A 15,934-nucleotide genomic window follows, 5' to 3' on the forward strand; every position below is an offset into this window, starting at 1 on the left:
CTGGTCCGGCTCTGGACCACCCGGTCTTGCGCCCCATCTTGGGCTTGAGCATGTGCTCGAGCGCCATCAAGGGGAAACCGGACATGGGTATTTTCGACAAGATCAAACACGCAATCTGGGGTGAGGCACACGCCGCCGAGGCAACGCCGGCCGCTGCGCCGAAGATTGAGCCCGCGCAGGCACCGATATCGCCTTCAGCCGCCCCGAGCCCGTCTCCGACCCCTGCACCCACATCGCCAGCCACCTCCGCTCCGTCAACCTCGGTCGATATCGCCTTGGTGCTCGACGCCGCCGTCAAGAAGAACGGCCAGAAGCTCGATTGGCGTCGCTCGATCGTCGATCTCATGAAGGCTCTTGGCATGGATGCGAGCCTCACAGAGCGCAAGGAGCTGGCGACCGAGCTCGGCTATACCGGCGACAAGAACGACTCGGCGACGATGAACATGTTCCTGCACAAGGCACTTCTGAAGAAGCTGTCGGAGAATGGCGGCAAGGTTCCGGCCGATCTGCTCGACTGATAGTCGTCGAGAAAGTATTCGCGGCGCGCAAGCGAGTTTTTGTTCAAAGCTTACGGTTGCGGCCGCCTGATATATTTTAGCGAAATCAATTAAAGACGTACGTCGCTCGAAAATCGGACCAGGATTACAATTGTCGTCGCAACCAATGATTGTTTTGCGTTGCACAAAGTCGCTTGACTTCGTGTGCGGTGCAGCTAACCTTCGATGTCGAGGCAGGGCAAGGAGGCCCACGCACGGCAAGTACGCAAGACAAGGAGGATAGTCATGCTGAATTTTGACGACACGAATCGCAAGAGCAAGGAAGCCATGGACGCGGTGCTGAAAAGCTACTCGGAAACCGCCAAGGGTATGCAAGCGATCGCGACGGAAACCACCGAATATTCCAAGAAGTCTTTCCAGGACGCTGTCACGCATTTCGAGACGCTCTCGGGCGCCCGCAGCTTCGAAGCCGTCTTCGAGTTGCAGACCAGCTATGTGAAGTCCGCCTACGAAAACTTTGTCGCCGAAGCGACGAAGCTGACGGAAATGTACTCCGACATCGCCAAGAGCGCCTACAAGCCCTACGAGGCGCCGGTCGCGGCCGCCGCGAAGGCAATGAAGCCGGCGCCGGTGGCGACGCAGACGGCGGCCTAAGCTTAGCGCACACGTCTCTTACCTCTTGAAATACAAAGACCGGCTACGCATCTGCAGCCGGTCTTTTTGTTTTGCCGTCAGGCAGTCTCAAATCTGCGCGCTATTTTTGTGTCTTTGCGCCTGACGCGGGCGAATTGTGATTGCAGTGTGAAGCAAGGGGCTTAAAATCGCTCTATTATGAACTAAGTTAGTAGTCAGACATTCGGCGGGTAAAGCACATCTCCCATGCTCCGCCGGGTTGATCGAGGAACGAATGAAAATGATCGCAACGCCCGTCCGGATGCAGGATGATAGCGAAAGGAACGGGGACAACGGAAATCGCGGCACCTCGGTCATAACGCGCACCAAACCGAAGACCAAGAAGCCTAACCTGTACCGCGTGCTTATTCTAAACGACGACTACACGCCCATGGAATTCGTCATCCACATCCTGGAGCGGTTTTTTCAGAAGGACCGTGAAAGTGCCACCCGCATCATGCTGCATGTCCACAACCACGGCGTTGGCGAATGCGGAACATTTACATACGAGGTGGCGGAAACCAAGGTGAGCCAGGTGATGGACTTCGCCCGACAGCACCAGCATCCGCTGCAATGCGTCATGGAAAAGAAGTGAGGATCTGAACGTGCCAACATTTTCGCCTAGTCTTGAGAAGGCGCTCCATCAGGCACTGACCTTTGCCAACGAGCGGCATCACGAATATGCGACGCTCGAGCATCTGCTGCTCGCCCTGATCGACGACGCCGATGCGGCAGCCGTCATGGGTGCCTGCAACGTCGACCTCGTCGCGCTGAAGAAGACGCTCGTCGAATACGTCGACAATGAACTCTCCAACCTGATCACCGGATACGATGAAGACTCGAAGCCGACCTCCGGCTTCCAGCGTGTCATTCAGCGTGCCGTGATCCATGTGCAGTCGTCCGGCCGCGAGGAAGTGACCGGCGCCAACGTGCTSGTSGCCATCTTCGCCGAGCGCGAAAGCCATGCTGCATACTTCCTGCAGGAACAGGAAATGACCCGCTACGACGCGGTCAACTACATCTCGCACGGCATCGGCAAGCGCGCTGGCTCTTCGGAGAACCGCACGCCGCGTGGCGCCGAGGAAGGCGAAGCCGAGAGCAAGCCCAATGCTGCGCGCGGCACCGAGGAAGAAGGCGGCGCCAAGAAGCAGCAGGACGCCCTGAAGGCTTATTGCGTCAACCTCAACGAGAAGGCCAAGACCGGCAAGATCGATCCGCTGATCGGCCGCCACGCCGAGGTCAACCGCACCATCCAGATCCTGTGCCGCCGTTCGAAGAACAATCCGCTCTACGTCGGCGATCCCGGCGTCGGCAAGACGGCGATTGCCGAAGGTCTGGCCAAGCGGATCATGGAAGGCAAGGTTCCGGAAGCGCTGGCCGATGCGACGATCTTCTCGCTCGACATGGGCACGCTGCTCGCCGGCACCCGCTATCGCGGTGATTTCGAAGAACGCCTGAAGCAGGTCGTCAAGGAACTCGAGGAGTATCCGGGCGCCGTTCTGTTCATCGACGAAATCCACACGGTGATCGGCGCCGGCGCCACCTCTGGCGGCGCGATGGATGCATCGAACCTCTTGAAGCCGGCTCTGTCTTCGGGCGCGATCCGCTGCATCGGTTCGACCACCTACAAGGAATATCGTCAGTTCTTCGAGAAGGACCGCGCTCTGGTGCGTCGCTTCCAGAAGATCGACGTGGCTGAGCCGTCCATCGACGACGCCATCGCGATCATGAAGGGGCTGAAGCCTTACTTCGAAGAGTATCACCACCTGCGCTACTCGAACGACGCCATCAAGACGGCGGTCGAGCTGTCGGCCCGCTACATCTCCGACCGCAAGCTGCCGGACAAGGCGATCGACGTGATCGACGAAACCGGCGCGGCCCAGATGCTGCTGCCGCCATCCAAGCGCCGCAAGCTGATCACCGAGAAGGAAATCGAGGCGACGATCGCCACGATGGCCCGCATCCCGCCGAAGAGCGTGTCGAAGGACGACGAAGCCGTTCTCGCCAATCTTGAGCAGGAACTGCGCTCGGTCGTCTACGGCCAGGATCTCGCGATCGAAGCGCTCTCGACCTCGATCAAGCTGGCACGCGCCGGCCTGCGTGAACCGAACAAGCCGATCGGCTCCTACGTCTTCTCCGGCCCGACAGGCGTCGGCAAGACGGAAGTGGCAAAGCAGCTGGCCTCGTCGCTCGGCGTCGAGCTTCTTCGCTTCGACATGTCGGAGTACATGGAGCGGCACACGGTTTCGCGTCTGCTCGGTGCACCTCCCGGCTATGTCGGCTTCGACCAGGGCGGTCTCTTGACCGATGGCGTCGACCAGCATCCGCATTGCGTGGTTCTGCTCGACGAAATCGAAAAGGCCCACCCCGACATCTACAACATCCTGTTGCAGGTGATGGACCACGGCACGCTGACCGACCACAACGGCAAGAAGATCGACTTCCGCAACGTCATCCTGATCATGACGACCAATGCGGGCGCGTCGGAAATGGCAAAGGCCGCCTTCGGCTTCGGTTCGTCCAAGCGGACGGGCGAGGACGAGGAAGCGCTGAACCGCATCTTCACGCCGGAGTTCCGCAACCGTCTGGACGCGGTCATTCCGTTCGCGCCGCTGCCGACCGTGGTCATCCACAAGGTCGTGCAGAAGTTCATCATGCAGCTCGAAGCCCAGCTTTCCGAACGGAATGTCACCTTCGACCTGCACGAGGATGCGATTTCGTGGCTGGCCGAGAAGGGCTACGACGAAAAGATGGGCGCCCGTCCGCTGGCGCGCGTCATCCAGGACGTCATCAAGAAGCCGCTGGCCAACGAGATCCTCTTCGGCAAGCTGAAGAAGGGCGGCGTCGTCAACGTCACCGTCGGACCGAAGGAAGACGGCAAGCCGGGCATCATCCTGGAAGCCGTATCGGACACCGCGCCGATCAAGCCGAAGCCGGAAGCCGAAGTCGTGCACCCCGAGGTGGACGACGAGGATGACGGCGAGCTGAAGACGAAGGCCAAGGCCAAGAAGGCCACGGTCAAGAAGTCGAAGGCAGCAGCGGTTGCCGAGCCCGAGGTAAAGAGCGCGCCGAAGAAGGGCGCAGTGCCGAGGGTGCCGAAGAAGTAAAGCAAATAGAAAAGGCGGCTCCCGGGCCGCCTTTTTCATGTTTCGGAGCCTGTGCCTCCGACACGCGAACGCTGGTCAGAGCGGTGTGTAGTCGATCTCGAGAAACTCTTCGACCTCAGGCACCCAATGGTCGCGGACAAAGGCCGTGTGTACGGGATGCTCGTTGTAAGCGTCGTATTCAGCCTGATTTTCGAACTCCATCGAAAAGCCGAAGGCGAAGCTGTTCTTGCGGCTGGTCTGCCGCAACTGCTCGAAGTTTCTCACACTTGGGATCGTGGTGAGGATTAGTGCTGCGTCAAGAAACGCCTTTTCCTCGGCGGATCCTTCCGCGTGCTTCAGGCGAAATGCCACGGTATGACGTATCATTGGTGTTCTCCCCCATCAGTACGTTCAGCTCAAAGCTCGGCGTTATCTATCAAAGCTCAGCTTCACCAATCAAAGCTCCGCTTTGATCTTCTCCGCATTCGCCGCCAGCACGGCGCCATCTTCCATCTGGCCGGAATGCGGCTTCAGCGCGATGCCTTCGTGTCGGGGGATGACGTGGAAGTGCAGGTGGAAGACGGTCTGGCCGGCGGCCGGTTCGTTGAACTGGCAAACGAACACGCCATCGGCGTCGAAGGCTTCCTTCACCGCGTTGGCGATCGTCTGGACGACGGGGATGGTCTTGGCGAGTGCGGCCGGATCGGCGTCGAGGAGATTGCGCGAGGCCGCCTTCGGCACGACGAGCACATGGCCCGGTGCCTGCGGCATCACATCCATGAAGGCCAGCGTGTGCTCGTCCTCGTAGACCTTGACCGAGGGGATCTCGCCACGCAGGATCTTGGCGAAGATGTTGTTGGTGTCGTAAGCCGCGCTCGTCATCTTATCTCTCCTGATGGTGTCGTGTTCGCGTAGCGCGGCTGAGGTGAGGGCGTCAATCCTCCTGTAGCCGCTCGCCGCGACGGAACGGGCTGTGCTCGCTCAAAATCTCGTTCATGTGCTCGACGTCATCGCGCTCCCGGGCAAGGTAATCGCCGATCGCCTGGCGAAGGCCCGCATGGGCGACATAATGGGCCGAGTTGGTTGTCACCGGCAGGTAACCTCGGGCGAGCTTGTGCTCTCCCTGCGCGCCGGCTTCCACACGCTTCAGCCCCTTGGCGAGCGCGAAATCGATCGCCTGGTGATAGCAGACCTCGAAATGCAGGAAGGGATGATCCTCGATGCAGCCCCAGTGCCGGCCGTAGAGCGTTTCGGAGCCGATGAAGTTGATGGCACCGGCGACGTAGCGGCCATTGTGCTTGGCCATCACAAGCAGGATATCCTCGGGCATGCGCTCGCCGATCAGCGAGTAGAATTCCCGCGTCAGATAGGGCCGTCCCCATTTGCGGCTGCCGGTATCCATGTAGAAGGCGAAGAACTGGTCCCAGATATCCTCGGTCAGGTCGCTGCCGGTCAGCCAGTCGATGCTGATACCGTTTTCGAGCGCCGACCGACGTTCCTTGCGCAGCGCCTTGCGTTTGCGCGAGGCGAGCGTTTCCAGGAATTCATCGTGGTTGGCATAGCCTTCGTTGATGAAGTGGAACTGCTGGTCGGTGCGGTGCAGATACTCCTCGCTCTCCAGCACCGCCATCTCGTCGTCGGGCACGAAGGTGATGTGCGCGGAGGAGACGCCGAGGCGACGCACGACTTCCTTCAGGCTCTCTGCCATCGCGTCCTGCACGGCGAGACGCGGATAGTCCTCGGCGACCAGAAGGCGCGGGCCGGTGGCGGGCGTAAACGGGATAGAGCATTGCAGCTTCGGATAATAGCGGCCGCCGGCGCGCTCGAAGGCGTCGGCCCAGCCATGGTCGAAGACATATTCGCCGCGGCTGTGGTTCTTCAGATAGCCGGGCAGGGCGCCGACGAGGCGTCCGTCGTCCGTCTCGAGCAGCATGTGGTGCCCGAGCCAGCCCGTCTCCGCCGTTGCCGATCCCGATTCCTCGAGCGATGACAGGAAGGCATGCGAGACGAAGGGATTGTAGGCGATCGATGTGTTTGATCGGGAAGCCCCGGCGAGCTTGGACCAGCTCTCCGGGGAAATCGCGGTGAAAGACCGCTCTATGCGGATTGAAAGTTCATCAGTCATGGAGCGAATGCGAGACCGTTTCAATGATTTGGGGGCATTGCCAGTCTGCGCATATCTTGATGAAAAAGCGAGGGCTTGTTGAAAAAGCGAGCGTCAAACGGACGCGCGCGGGTCGAAGCCCTCGAAGGTCATCTGGTCGGCATTTTCGAAGGTATGCTTGCGCGCCTTCTCGTCGCGAACCGTCCAGGTGATGACGACGATGCCCTTTTCGCGCTCTGCCGTGATGAACGGGTTGGGCAGGTCGGCATAGAAATAGGAAATGAAGTCGAGACCGTGTTTCATAGCCTTTTCATGGGCTTGGAACTCCTCCGGCTTGTTTCCGCCGGCCGTCAGCCCGATCGGGTAGGGCGCGTTCAGCGCCTTCAGTTCCTTCAGGAGCCAATGGTCGAAGCTCATCAGCGCCACCTGGCCTTCATAGCCCTCGAGCTCTTCCAGCACCGCTTCGACGAAGCCTTCATCGTCGGTTTCGCGGCCCTTGAGCTCGATCACGAGCGGCACTTTTCCCTTCACAAGTTCGAGAAGTTGGCGAAGCGTCGGGATCTTGTCGGCCGTTCCGCCGACGGAGAGCATGCCGAGTTCCTTCGAGGTGCGCTCGCGTACGTCGCCCTTCAGATTACAGAGGCGCTCGAGATTCTCATCGTGAAAGACGACAGGAACGCCATCCGAGGCGTAGTGCAGGTCGCACTCGATCGCAAAGCCGGCCTCGACCGCACGCGCGAAAGCGGAAAGCGTGTTTTCCCACACGACCTTGTTCTGGTCGTGATAGCCGCGGTGGGCGACGGGACGTTCCTTAAGCCATGCTGCAGAGGTCATTACGCGATTTCCATGATGGCATCGATTTCGACGGCGGCATTCATCGGCAGCGCTGCCATGCCGACGGCGGCACGGGCATGCTTGCCGGCATCGCCGAGAACATTGGCAATCAGGTTCGACGCACCGTTGATGACGAGGTGCTGCTCGACGAACTCAGGCACGGAGGCCACGAAGCCGTTCAGCTTGATGACGCGCTTGATGCGGCTAAGATCGCCGCCGAGAGCAGCACTTGCCTGCGCCAGGATGTTGATGACGCACAGCTCAGCGGCGCGCTGGCCAGTGGCGACGTCGACATTGCGGCCGAGGTGGCCGGTAACCGCGATCTTGCCGTCTTCGATCGGCAACTGGCCGGAGATATGCAGCACGTTACCCGAGATGACGTAGGAAACGTAGTTGGCTGCGGGTGCAGCGGCCTGGGGCAAGGATATCCCCATCTCTTTGAGCCGTGCTGCGATCTGATCGGACATTTTTCTCTCCGCTTTTGTTGTGAATAGTTCTAAAACTATGCATCTGGGCTTGAATCAATTTTGTGACACGATCGAGCCTCGATTTAGCCGGATGCGTTCTTATAACATCGTTGGTGAGTCCAACAGGAGATTATCTATGGTCCGATCGAGTCTTGCCGCGCTGTTGCTTGCAGGCGTTTCGGCAACCGCTCATGCGGCGACACCCGCTGCCGGCGCCGTGATGGCCACGGGCCTGATCGCGCATCGGGCGATCTACGATCTGGAACTGAAGGATGCGTCGGAGCGCTCCGGCATTTCGGGCATGTCCGGCCGCATGGTCTACGAGTTCGACGGCGACTATTGCACCGGCTACACCACGAAGTTCCGCTTCGTGACGCAGATCGATACCGGCGACGCCGTGCGCGTCAGCGATCAGCAGACCAATACGTTCGAGAACCTGAAGGACCGCAAGTTCACCTTCGACACCAAGTCCTTCACCGACGACCAGCTCGACAAGGAAGTGAACGGCGCGGCCCAGGATCAGGCCGATGGGACCAAGGTCGATCTGAAGCAGCCATCGAGCAAGGAGCTGCAGCTGGCCGCCAGCCGCTTCCCCACCGAGCACATGATGGATGTCATCAAGAATGCCAAGGCCGGCACCCGCCTGTTCGAAGCCCGCGTCTTCGATGGCTCCGACGATGGCGACAAGGCGCTGGCGACGACAACTGTCGTCGGCAAGGCCGTGACACCTGTCAGCGTCGAGGCCGATGCCGGCAACGCAGGGGCCTTCTCCAAGACCAGCTTCTGGCCTGTGACCATCTCCTATTTCAACGAGAACACCAAGACGGACGCCCTTCCGGTCTACCGAATGTCGTTCAAGCTCTATGAAAACGGCATCACGCGCGATCTGACGATGGATTACGGTGACTTCGTGCTCACCGGCAAGCTGTCGAAACTCGAGCTTCTCGATGCGAAAACGTCGCCTGTAAGTAATTGCACACGTTGAAAGATTTGGACGTATTAGCGTGACACGGTATGCAAAGCGACTCGCTCTGTGCTAGACATCGCTCGACAGTGAGCGTTGACGGCAGGCGGAGTGCGTATATTGCCAGGCTTTAGAGTATCGATCGTGGCCTTGATGGCCTTGGCTGTCGCCATCGGGGCGGCGGCGTTTTCCAGTTCGATCTCCGCGGCCGATTGCGGTTCGACCGCTTCGGCGGGCATCGATTGGGGTGGCTGCACCAAGAAGAACCTGATGCTGCAGGACGGCGATTTCCAGAAAGGAAACCTCGCCGATGCCGATTTCACGCTCACCAATCTCAGCCACAGCAACCTCGCCTCCGCCAACCTGGAGAAGGCGACCCTGGTGCGCACCTGGTTCACCGGCTCCGACCTGACCAAGGCCAACTTCTCCAAGGTCGAGGCCTATCGCTCCGGCTTCGAGGGCGTTAAGGCCGAGGGTGCCAATTTCTCGGGCGCGGAGTTGCAGCGAGCCAATTTCAGTGGCGCAACGCTGAAGGGCGTCAATTTCGAAAAGGCCGAACTAAGCCGCGTGAATTTCAAGGGCGCGGACGTAACGGGCGCGAATTTCTCGCTCACCAACCTGTCGCGCGCTGACCTCAGCGGCGCCACCTTTACCGGCCCGCTCTCTTTCGATCGCGCTTTCCTGTTTCTGACAAGAATAAGCGGACTGGATCTGTCCCAGGCAACCGGCCTTGACGAGGCGCAGGTGGCGCTCGCCTGCGGCGATTCGAAGACCAAGCTGCCCCAGGGCATGGCGACGCCGACAAGCTGGCCCTGCGACGCCGACTGATCCGTCTAAGGGTTCGGAATGTGCCTAAAGGCCGGGCATAGCGGTTATTTTACCGATAAGGCTTGATTTTCCGGGGCGGGGAGGGTATGGCCCCCGCATTCCACACGTAAGGCATGGGATTGTCCGGGAGAAATCCGGATGGTTCCGCCCGGTGGCATTCTCGAAGAGAGTGCTGTTCGCCTTGCGGAGGTTCAACCGGAAAAGGATAACAAGGCATGGCATTGCCCGATTTTTCTATGCGCCAGCTGCTTGAAGCAGGCGTCCACTTTGGTCACCAGACTCACCGCTGGAACCCGAAGATGAAGCCGTACATTTTCGGCGATCGTAACAACATCCACATCATCGACCTCGCACAGACGGTTCCGCTTCTGTCGCGCGCTCTGCAGGCTGTTTCCGACACCGTAGCTCGTGGCGGCCGCGTTCTGTTCGTTGGCACCAAGCGCCAGGCTTCCGAGCTCATCGCTGACTCGGCCAAGCGTTCCGCTCAGTACTACGTCAACTCGCGTTGGCTCGGCGGCATGATGACCAACTGGAAGACGATTTCGAACTCGATCCAGCGTCTGCGCAAGCTCGACGAGATCCTGTCTTCGGAACAGTCCGGCTACAACAAGAAAGAGCGCCTGAACCTCGAGCGCGAGCGCGAAAAGCTCGACAAGGCTCTCGGTGGTATCAAGGACATGGGCGGCACGCCGGACCTGATGTTCATCATCGACACCAACAAGGAAAAGATCGCGATCGACGAAGCCAAGCGCCTCGGCATCCCGGTTGTCGCGATCATCGACTCGAACTGCGACCCGGATCTGATCGACTATCCGATCCCCGGCAACGACGACGCTTCGCGCGCCATCGCTCTCTACTGCGACCTGATCTCGCGCGCTGCCATCGACGGTATCGCTCGTCAGCAGAGCTCGTCGGGCCGTGACCTCGGTGCATCGATCGAAGCTCCGGCTGAGCCGGCGCTCGAAGGCGAAGCCGAAGCCTGATAAAAGAAGCAGGCGGATCGAATGGTCCGCCGTGCTTTCCAGAGATTGGGAAAAGGCCGCTCGCGACTTTCATGAAGTTGGGCGGCCTTGACCATTTCAGGCGAGGGGAAAAAGTCTCTCGCCATTTGAGTTTCGTTATGACGCGTCATTCATCACGCTGTCATACATACAGGTACATTTCGTGCCTCAATCCGGTGCCGCACCGCTTTAGCGGGCCACCGTTTGAACCGACAAGAGGAAGCTTATGACCGAGATTACGGCTGCACTGGTGAAGGAACTGCGCGAGAAGTCCGGCGCAGGCATGATGGACTGCAAGAAGGCGCTGGTGGAAAACAACGGCGACATCGAAGCATCGATCGACTGGCTCCGCGCAAAGGGCATCTCGAAGGCCGACAAGAAGGCTGGTCGCGCTGCTGCTGAAGGCCTCGTTGCCATCGCCGGCGCCGGCCACAAGGCTGTTGTCGTCGAGCTCAACTCGGAAACCGACTTCGTTGCCCGTAACGACGCCTTCCAGGATCTGGTTCGTGGCATCGCCAACGTTGCCCTGACGACCGATGGTTCGGTTGAAGCCATCTCGGCTGCGACCTACCCGGCATCCGGCAAGCCGGTCGCCGACACCATCAAGGACGCGATCGCCACCATCGGCGAAAACATGACGCTGCGTCGCTCTGCCAAGCTCGAAGTTGAGCATGGCGTTGTTGCGACCTACATCCACAACGCTGCCGGCGACGGCATCGGCAAGCTCGGCGTTCTGGTTGCCCTGAAGTCGGAAGGCGACAAGGCTGTCCTGACCTCGATCGGCCGCCAGGTTGCCATGCACATCGCTGCGACCAACCCGCTCGCGATCCGCGCTGAAGAAGTCGACGCTACCGTTGCAGAACGCGAACGCAACGTCTTCATCGAGCAGGCTCGCGAATCCGGCAAGCCGGAAGCCATCATCGAAAAGATGGTCGACGGCCGCATGCGCAAGTTCTTCGAAGAAGTTGCTCTTCTCTCGCAGGCTTTCGTCATCAACCCCGACCTGACGGTCGCTGCTGCTGTTGAAGCCGCTGCCAAGGAAGCTGGCGCCAAGATCGAAGTCGTCGGCATGGCGCGCCTCCTGCTCGGCGAAGGCGTCGAGAAGGAAGAGAGCGATTTCGCCGCTGAAGTGGCTGCTGTCGCCAAGAGCTGATCGTCCTATATATGTGAAAACAGAAGGGCATCGCGTGACAACGCGGTGCCCTTCGTGTATCCGGCACTCAGCGGTAATATACGAGGAGCCAAGATGTCGTCAGAGCCTGTCTACAAACGTGTTCTACTCAAGGCTTCCGGCGAAGCCCTCATGGGCAGCCAGGGATTTGGAATCGATGTAGCGGTGGCCGACCGCATTGCGGCCGACATAGCCGAAGCGCGGCAGATGGGTGTGGAAGTCGGCGTCGTCGTCGGCGGCGGCAACATCTTCCGCGGCGTGGCCGTCGCTTCCAAGGGCGGTGACCGCGTCACGGGCGACCACATGGGCATGCTCGCGACCGTCATCAATGCGCTGGCGCTGGCGACCTCGCTGCGCAAGCTCAACATCGACACGGTGGTGCTTTCGGCGATCGCCATGCCGGAGATCTGCGAGAGCTTCTCGCAGCGCGCCACGCTCTACCATCTTTCGCTGGGCCGTGTGGTGATCTTCGCCGGTGGTACCGGCAACCCGTTCTTCACGACCGACTCGGCCGCGGCCCTGCGCGCCGCCGAAATGGGCGCCGAGGCAATTTTCAAGGGTACCCAGGTCGACGGTATCTATTCGGCCGATCCGAAGAAGGTGCCCGATGCCACGCGCTTCGACCAGCTGACGCACAAGGAAGTGCTCGACAAGGGCCTCGCCGTCATGGACGTTGCGGCGGTCGCGCTGGCACGCGAAAATTCCATTCCGATCATCGTCTTCTCGATCCACGAGAAGGGCGGTTTTGCTGAAATCCTCCGGGGCGGCGGTCTGAAGACCATCGTTACCGACAACTGACAGAGTGGCGGCGCCCAAAGCGCGCCGCAGCTTCTACCGAGACGGGAGCACTGCTATGAGTGAAGGCATCGACATCAACGATATCAAGCGCCGCATGGATGGCGCGATCAATGCGTTCAAGAGCGATATCGCATCGCTGCGCACCGGTCGCGCATCGGCGAACATTCTCGACCCGGTCACGGTCGAGGCCTATGGTTCGCGCGTGCCGCTCAACCAGGTCGCGAACGTGACCGTACCGGAGCCGCGCATGCTCGGCATTTCGGTCTGGGACAAGTCGATGGTCGGCGCCGTGGATCGTGCGATCCGCGAAGCCAATCTCGGCCTCAACCCGATCGTCGACGGCCAGAACCTGCGCATTCCGCTGCCCGAACTCAACGAAGAGCGCCGCAAGTCGCTCGTCAAGGTCGCACACGACTATGCCGAGAAAAGCAAGGTTGCGATTCGCCATGTTCGTCGTGACGGCATGGACGGCCTTAAGAAAGCCGAAAAGGACGGTGTCATAGGGCAGGACCTGAGCCGCTCGCAGTCGGATCGTGTGCAGAAGATGACAGACGACACGATTTCTGAGGTCGACCGCTTGCTTGGCGAGAAGGAAAAGGAAATCATGCAGGTCTAAGGCGCAAAGCGCCTGCGCCTTGGACCTTAAAAACCGGACGGGAAATGTTGGAAAGAACATTTGTGACTGTGCCAGAACACGTTGCCATCATCATGGATGGCAACGGTCGATGGGCGAAGCAGCGGGGGTTGCCGCGCACCATGGGGCATCGCAAGGGCGTTGACGCCGTGCGTGAGACCGTGCGCGCAGCGGGCGACATCGGGGTCAAGTATCTCACCCTTTTCGCCTTCTCGTCGGAGAACTGGCGCCGTCCGGAAACCGAGGTGTCGGACCTTTTGGGCCTGCTGAAGGCGTTCATCCGCCGCGACCTCGCCGAACTGCACAAGCAGAACGTGCGCGTGAAGATCATCGGCGATCGCCACAGCCTGCAGAACGACATTCTCGACCTCCTGATCGACGCCGAAGAGACCACCAAGGCCAACACGGCGCTGACGCTGATCATCGCCTTCAACTACGGCTCGCGCGACGAGATAGCCCGCGCCATGGCAAGCCTCGCGCGCGATGTCGAGCAGGGGCGGCTGCGCTCGCAGGATATCACGCCGGCGCTCATCAACGCCCGGTTGGACACGGCAGGCATCCCGGATCCCGATCTCATCATCCGCACCAGCGGCGAAGAGCGCCTGTCGAACTTCCTGCTCTGGCAGGCGGCCTATTCGGAATTCATCTTCATTCCCGATTACTGGCCGGATTTCAGCCGTGAGACGCTTTACGCGGCGCTCGAGACCTTTGCCTCCCGTAATCGCCGTTTTGGCGGCCTAGTTGCCGAAACCGCGGCGGCGGTAGGAACCTGATGCACCGCGAACTGCAGCTTCGTATCATCTCGGGCATCATCCTCGCCGTCATCGTGCTAGCCGCGACGTGGTATGGTGGGCTCGCTTTCAGCCTGCTGTCGGCCCTGATCGGGCTTTTGATCTATTATGAGTGGTCGACGATCACCCGCCTTGCCACCGAGCAGCCGGTTGCCAATGCGATCGGCTGGATCGGGCAGGCGGCGATCGCCGTTGCTGTCGTATCCGGCACTGTCGGCTACTCGCTGATCCTTCTCTTGTTGTTCTTCGCCATCGCTGTCGGCTTTGTCGTCACGCGCGGCGTATCGCGCTGGTTCCCGGCGGGTATCGTCTATGCTGGGCTGACCGGGATCGCGCTTGCGAATATTCGCGGCAGCGATGCGGCCGGCCTGCACGCGATGCTCTTCGTCTTCGCCGTCGTCTGGGCAACCGACATCCTGGCCTACTTCATCGGCCGCGCCATTGGCGGGCCGAAGCTGGCACCAAGGATATCGCCCGGCAAGACATGGTCGGGTGCGATCGGTGGCGCCGTATGCGCGGTCATTGCCGGTGTGCTGGTGGCCTACGCGGCATTTCCCGATGGTGTCGCACTGGCGGCCTTCGTGGCCCTTGTGCTGTCTGTCTGTAGCCAGTCTGGCGACCTCTTCGAATCCTTCATCAAGCGCCGCTTTGGCGTCAAGGATTCCAGCCGTCTCATTCCGGGGCACGGCGGGGTCATGGACCGGGTTGACGGGCTCATTTTCGCCTGTTTTGCGGCGTTCTTGCTTGCCGGGCTTTTTTCGCTGATAAAGGGCGGAGAAATGGCGTCGCTGGGCGCAGCCTTGTTCGGCGGATAATGTCGATAGAGGCTGACGGAAGGATTTTATGGCAGGCTTGACCGAAATTTTTGGGTTTCTGACGGGATATATCGTTCCTTTCGTGCTCGTGCTTTCTCTCTTGGTGTTCGTGCACGAGATGGGGCACTACCTCGTCGGTCGCTGGAGCGGCATCCGCATTCTGGCGTTTTCGGTCGGGTTTGGTCCCGAACTCCTGGGCTTCACCGACAAGCATGGAACGCGCTGGAAGCTCTCGCTGATCCCGCTTGGCGGCTATGTCCGCTTCTTCGGCGACGAGGATGCATCGAGCAAGCCGGATGAAGGCAAGCTCGCGCAAATGTCGGACGAGGAGCGGGCGCGGTCATTCGCCGGTGCCAAGCTCTGGAAGCGCGCGGCAACGGTTGCCGCCGGCCCCGTCGCCAACTTTATCCTGGCAATCGCCATCTTCACCGTCCTGTTTTCGATCTACGGCCGCTCGGTAGCCGATCCCGTCGTGGCGGAAGTCAAGCCGGGTAGCGTTGCCGCCGAGGCTGGCGTCGTGCCGGGCGACCTCCTGATCGCCATCGACGGCTCCAAGGTGCAGACCTTCGACGACGTGCGCCGCTACGTCAGCATCCGCCCGATGCAGAAGATCGTCGTCACGATCGAACGCAACGGCGAGAAGATCGATGTGCCGATGGTGCCTGAACGCACCGAAATGACCGACCAGTTCGGTAACAAGATCGAGATCGGCCTGATCGGCATCGTCACCAACCAGGACGTCGGACACTTCCGCCAGCAGACCTATACGCCGCTTGAAGCGCTGCATGAGGGAACGCTGCAGACTTGGCACATCGTCACCGGTACCTTCAAGTATATCGGCAACCTGGTGTCCGGTTACATGAAGCCAGACCAGCTCGGAGGCCCGATCCGTGTCGCGCAGGCATCCGGCCAGATGGCGACGTTGGGCGTTGCAGCTTTGCTTCAGCTGGCCGCCGTATTGTCGGTTTCGATCGGATTACTCAACCTGATGCCGGTTCCGGTACTTGATGGCGGGCATCTGATGTTCTATGCGATTGAAGCAGTGAGGGGAAAGCCGTTGGGATCGTCGGCACAGGAAGTTGCGTTTCGCATCGGACTGGCCATGGTTCTGAGCCTGATGGTTTTTGCCACGTGGAACGATATTAGTGCTCTGATCGGCTGATTGCGGGACGAGGGAAAATTACGATTTATTTACGATGTTTCAAAGCTGTAGTGGCGAAAGCGTCACGCTTTGAAATGAAGTAAACAGAAATTAACTAGCTCCCTTGCTTG

Annotated in this window: 18 protein-coding genes; 13 read left to right on the forward strand and 5 right to left on the reverse strand. The window is 60.1% G+C overall.

Annotation, left to right across the window (positions count from 1 at the left end):
• The first annotated feature begins 83 nt into the window (after positions 1-83).
• The 4 genes from AC1DOG_RS15230 to clpA all read left to right on the forward strand — a co-directional run bounded on the left by AC1DOG_RS15230 (position 84) and on the right by clpA (position 4,276).
• Entirely contained in the window at positions 84-518 is a 435-nt protein-coding gene (locus AC1DOG_RS15230; protein WP_477929129.1) for a DUF3597 domain-containing protein, read from the forward strand.
• A 264-nt stretch (positions 519-782) separates the two neighbouring features.
• Entirely contained in the window at positions 783-1,151 is a 369-nt protein-coding gene (locus AC1DOG_RS15235) for a phasin family protein (RefSeq protein WP_477929131.1), read from the forward strand.
• Positions 1,152-1,410: 259 nt separating this feature from the next.
• A complete protein-coding gene (clpS, locus tag AC1DOG_RS15240; protein ID WP_018900019.1) occupies positions 1,411-1,764 on the forward strand; it encodes an ATP-dependent Clp protease adapter ClpS in 354 nt (117 codons plus the stop codon).
• A gap of 10 nt (positions 1,765-1,774) precedes the next feature.
• Entirely contained in the window at positions 1,775-4,276 is a 2,502-nt protein-coding gene (gene clpA / locus AC1DOG_RS15245; RefSeq protein ID WP_018900018.1) for an ATP-dependent Clp protease ATP-binding subunit ClpA, read from the forward strand.
• A gap of 75 nt (positions 4,277-4,351) precedes the next feature.
• Here the strand turns inward: clpA and AC1DOG_RS15250 are convergent, their stop codons facing one another.
• From AC1DOG_RS15250 to AC1DOG_RS15270, 5 genes are all read right to left on the reverse strand, one after another.
• Positions 4,352-4,642, reverse strand: a complete 291-nt coding sequence (locus AC1DOG_RS15250; RefSeq protein ID WP_477929133.1) for a Dabb family protein — start codon at positions 4,640-4,642, stop codon at positions 4,352-4,354.
• A 69-nt stretch (positions 4,643-4,711) separates the two neighbouring features.
• Positions 4,712-5,137, reverse strand: a complete 426-nt coding sequence (locus AC1DOG_RS15255; protein WP_018900016.1) for an HIT family protein — start codon at positions 5,135-5,137, stop codon at positions 4,712-4,714.
• Positions 5,138-5,189: 52 nt separating this feature from the next.
• A complete protein-coding gene (locus tag AC1DOG_RS15260) occupies positions 5,190-6,380 on the reverse strand; it encodes a GNAT family N-acetyltransferase (RefSeq protein WP_477929136.1) in 1,191 nt (396 codons plus the stop codon).
• A 93-nt stretch (positions 6,381-6,473) separates the two neighbouring features.
• Positions 6,474-7,193, reverse strand: coding sequence for a glycerophosphodiester phosphodiesterase (locus AC1DOG_RS15265; RefSeq protein ID WP_111561402.1), 720 nt, complete (start codon positions 7,191-7,193; stop codon positions 6,474-6,476).
• Positions 7,193-7,660 carry a RidA family protein gene (locus AC1DOG_RS15270; protein ID WP_018900013.1) on the reverse strand — a complete coding sequence of 156 codons (468 nt, stop codon included), beginning with the start codon at positions 7,658-7,660 and terminating at the stop codon, positions 7,193-7,195. Before AC1DOG_RS15270 ends, AC1DOG_RS15265 begins: the two co-directional genes overlap by 1 nt.
• A 136-nt stretch (positions 7,661-7,796) precedes the next feature.
• Here AC1DOG_RS15270 and AC1DOG_RS15275 point away from each other — a divergent pair, with 136 nt between their 5' ends.
• The 9 genes from AC1DOG_RS15275 to rseP all read left to right on the forward strand — a co-directional run bounded on the left by AC1DOG_RS15275 (position 7,797) and on the right by rseP (position 15,824).
• The gene (locus tag AC1DOG_RS15275; protein WP_047510220.1) at positions 7,797-8,645 is read left to right on the forward strand and encodes a cell envelope integrity EipB family protein; all 849 of its coding nucleotides are present in this window, start codon (positions 7,797-7,799) and stop codon (positions 8,643-8,645) included.
• Between the two features lie 132 nt (positions 8,646-8,777).
• Positions 8,778-9,452, forward strand: coding sequence for a pentapeptide repeat-containing protein (locus AC1DOG_RS15280; protein ID WP_289727144.1), 675 nt, complete (start codon positions 8,778-8,780; stop codon positions 9,450-9,452).
• A gap of 215 nt (positions 9,453-9,667) precedes the next feature.
• A complete protein-coding gene (gene rpsB / locus AC1DOG_RS15285) occupies positions 9,668-10,435 on the forward strand; it encodes a 30S ribosomal protein S2 (protein ID WP_112433827.1) in 768 nt (255 codons plus the stop codon).
• Positions 10,436-10,679: 244 nt separating this feature from the next.
• Entirely contained in the window at positions 10,680-11,606 is a 927-nt protein-coding gene (gene tsf / locus AC1DOG_RS15290; RefSeq protein ID WP_477929139.1) for a translation elongation factor Ts, read from the forward strand.
• Between the two features lie 93 nt (positions 11,607-11,699).
• Complete coding sequence (gene pyrH / locus AC1DOG_RS15295; RefSeq protein WP_018900008.1) at positions 11,700-12,422, forward strand: UMP kinase; 723 nt, start codon at positions 11,700-11,702, stop codon at positions 12,420-12,422.
• Positions 12,423-12,477: 55 nt separating this feature from the next.
• On the forward strand, positions 12,478-13,038 hold the full coding sequence (gene frr, locus AC1DOG_RS15300; RefSeq protein WP_018900007.1) for a ribosome recycling factor: 561 nt from the start codon (positions 12,478-12,480) through the stop codon (positions 13,036-13,038).
• Positions 13,039-13,082: 44 nt separating this feature from the next.
• The gene (locus AC1DOG_RS15305; RefSeq protein WP_026283284.1) at positions 13,083-13,829 is read left to right on the forward strand and encodes an isoprenyl transferase; all 747 of its coding nucleotides are present in this window, start codon (positions 13,083-13,085) and stop codon (positions 13,827-13,829) included.
• Positions 13,829-14,662 (forward strand): phosphatidate cytidylyltransferase, encoded by an 834-nt coding sequence (locus tag AC1DOG_RS15310; protein WP_477929142.1) that lies wholly within the window; start codon positions 13,829-13,831, stop codon positions 14,660-14,662. Before AC1DOG_RS15305 ends, AC1DOG_RS15310 begins: the two co-directional genes overlap by 1 nt.
• 28 nt (positions 14,663-14,690) lie before the next feature.
• On the forward strand, positions 14,691-15,824 hold the full coding sequence (gene rseP / locus AC1DOG_RS15315) for an RIP metalloprotease RseP (RefSeq protein ID WP_477929144.1): 1,134 nt from the start codon (positions 14,691-14,693) through the stop codon (positions 15,822-15,824).
• Positions 15,825-15,934: the final 110 nt, after the last annotated feature.

This window comes from Rhizobium sp. 01N48, assembly GCF_056399145.1.

Bases quoted from the DNA above. Each gene is read 5' to 3' on its own strand.
- rpsB (WP_112433827.1), top strand. From the start codon at position 9,668: ATGGCATTGCCCGATTTTTCTATGCGCCAGCTGCTTGAAGCAGGCGTC.
- pyrH (WP_018900008.1), top strand. From the start codon at position 11,700: ATGTCGTCAGAGCCTGTCTACAAACGTGTTCTACTCAAGGCTTCCGGC.
- AC1DOG_RS15305 (WP_026283284.1), top strand. From the start codon at position 13,083: ATGTTGGAAAGAACATTTGTGACTGTGCCAGAACACGTTGCCATCATC.
- AC1DOG_RS15235 (WP_477929131.1), top strand. From the start codon at position 783: ATGCTGAATTTTGACGACACGAATCGCAAGAGCAAGGAAGCCATGGAC.
- AC1DOG_RS15260 (WP_477929136.1), bottom strand. From the start codon at position 6,380: ATGACTGATGAACTTTCAATCCGCATAGAGCGGTCTTTCACCGCGATT.
- AC1DOG_RS15275 (WP_047510220.1), top strand. From the start codon at position 7,797: ATGGTCCGATCGAGTCTTGCCGCGCTGTTGCTTGCAGGCGTTTCGGCA.
- AC1DOG_RS15270 (WP_018900013.1), bottom strand. From the start codon at position 7,660: ATGTCCGATCAGATCGCAGCACGGCTCAAAGAGATGGGGATATCCTTG.
- frr (WP_018900007.1), top strand. From the start codon at position 12,478: ATGAGTGAAGGCATCGACATCAACGATATCAAGCGCCGCATGGATGGC.
- AC1DOG_RS15310 (WP_477929142.1), top strand. From the start codon at position 13,829: ATGCACCGCGAACTGCAGCTTCGTATCATCTCGGGCATCATCCTCGCC.
- AC1DOG_RS15255 (WP_018900016.1), bottom strand. From the start codon at position 5,137: ATGACGAGCGCGGCTTACGACACCAACAACATCTTCGCCAAGATCCTG.
- tsf (WP_477929139.1), top strand. From the start codon at position 10,680: ATGACCGAGATTACGGCTGCACTGGTGAAGGAACTGCGCGAGAAGTCC.
- clpS (WP_018900019.1), top strand. From the start codon at position 1,411: ATGATCGCAACGCCCGTCCGGATGCAGGATGATAGCGAAAGGAACGGG.
- AC1DOG_RS15280 (WP_289727144.1), top strand. From the start codon at position 8,778: ATGGCCTTGGCTGTCGCCATCGGGGCGGCGGCGTTTTCCAGTTCGATC.
- AC1DOG_RS15265 (WP_111561402.1), bottom strand. From the start codon at position 7,193: ATGACCTCTGCAGCATGGCTTAAGGAACGTCCCGTCGCCCACCGCGGC.
- AC1DOG_RS15230 (WP_477929129.1), top strand. From the start codon at position 84: ATGGGTATTTTCGACAAGATCAAACACGCAATCTGGGGTGAGGCACAC.
- rseP (WP_477929144.1), top strand. From the start codon at position 14,691: ATGGCAGGCTTGACCGAAATTTTTGGGTTTCTGACGGGATATATCGTT.
- AC1DOG_RS15250 (WP_477929133.1), bottom strand. From the start codon at position 4,642: ATGATACGTCATACCGTGGCATTTCGCCTGAAGCACGCGGAAGGATCC.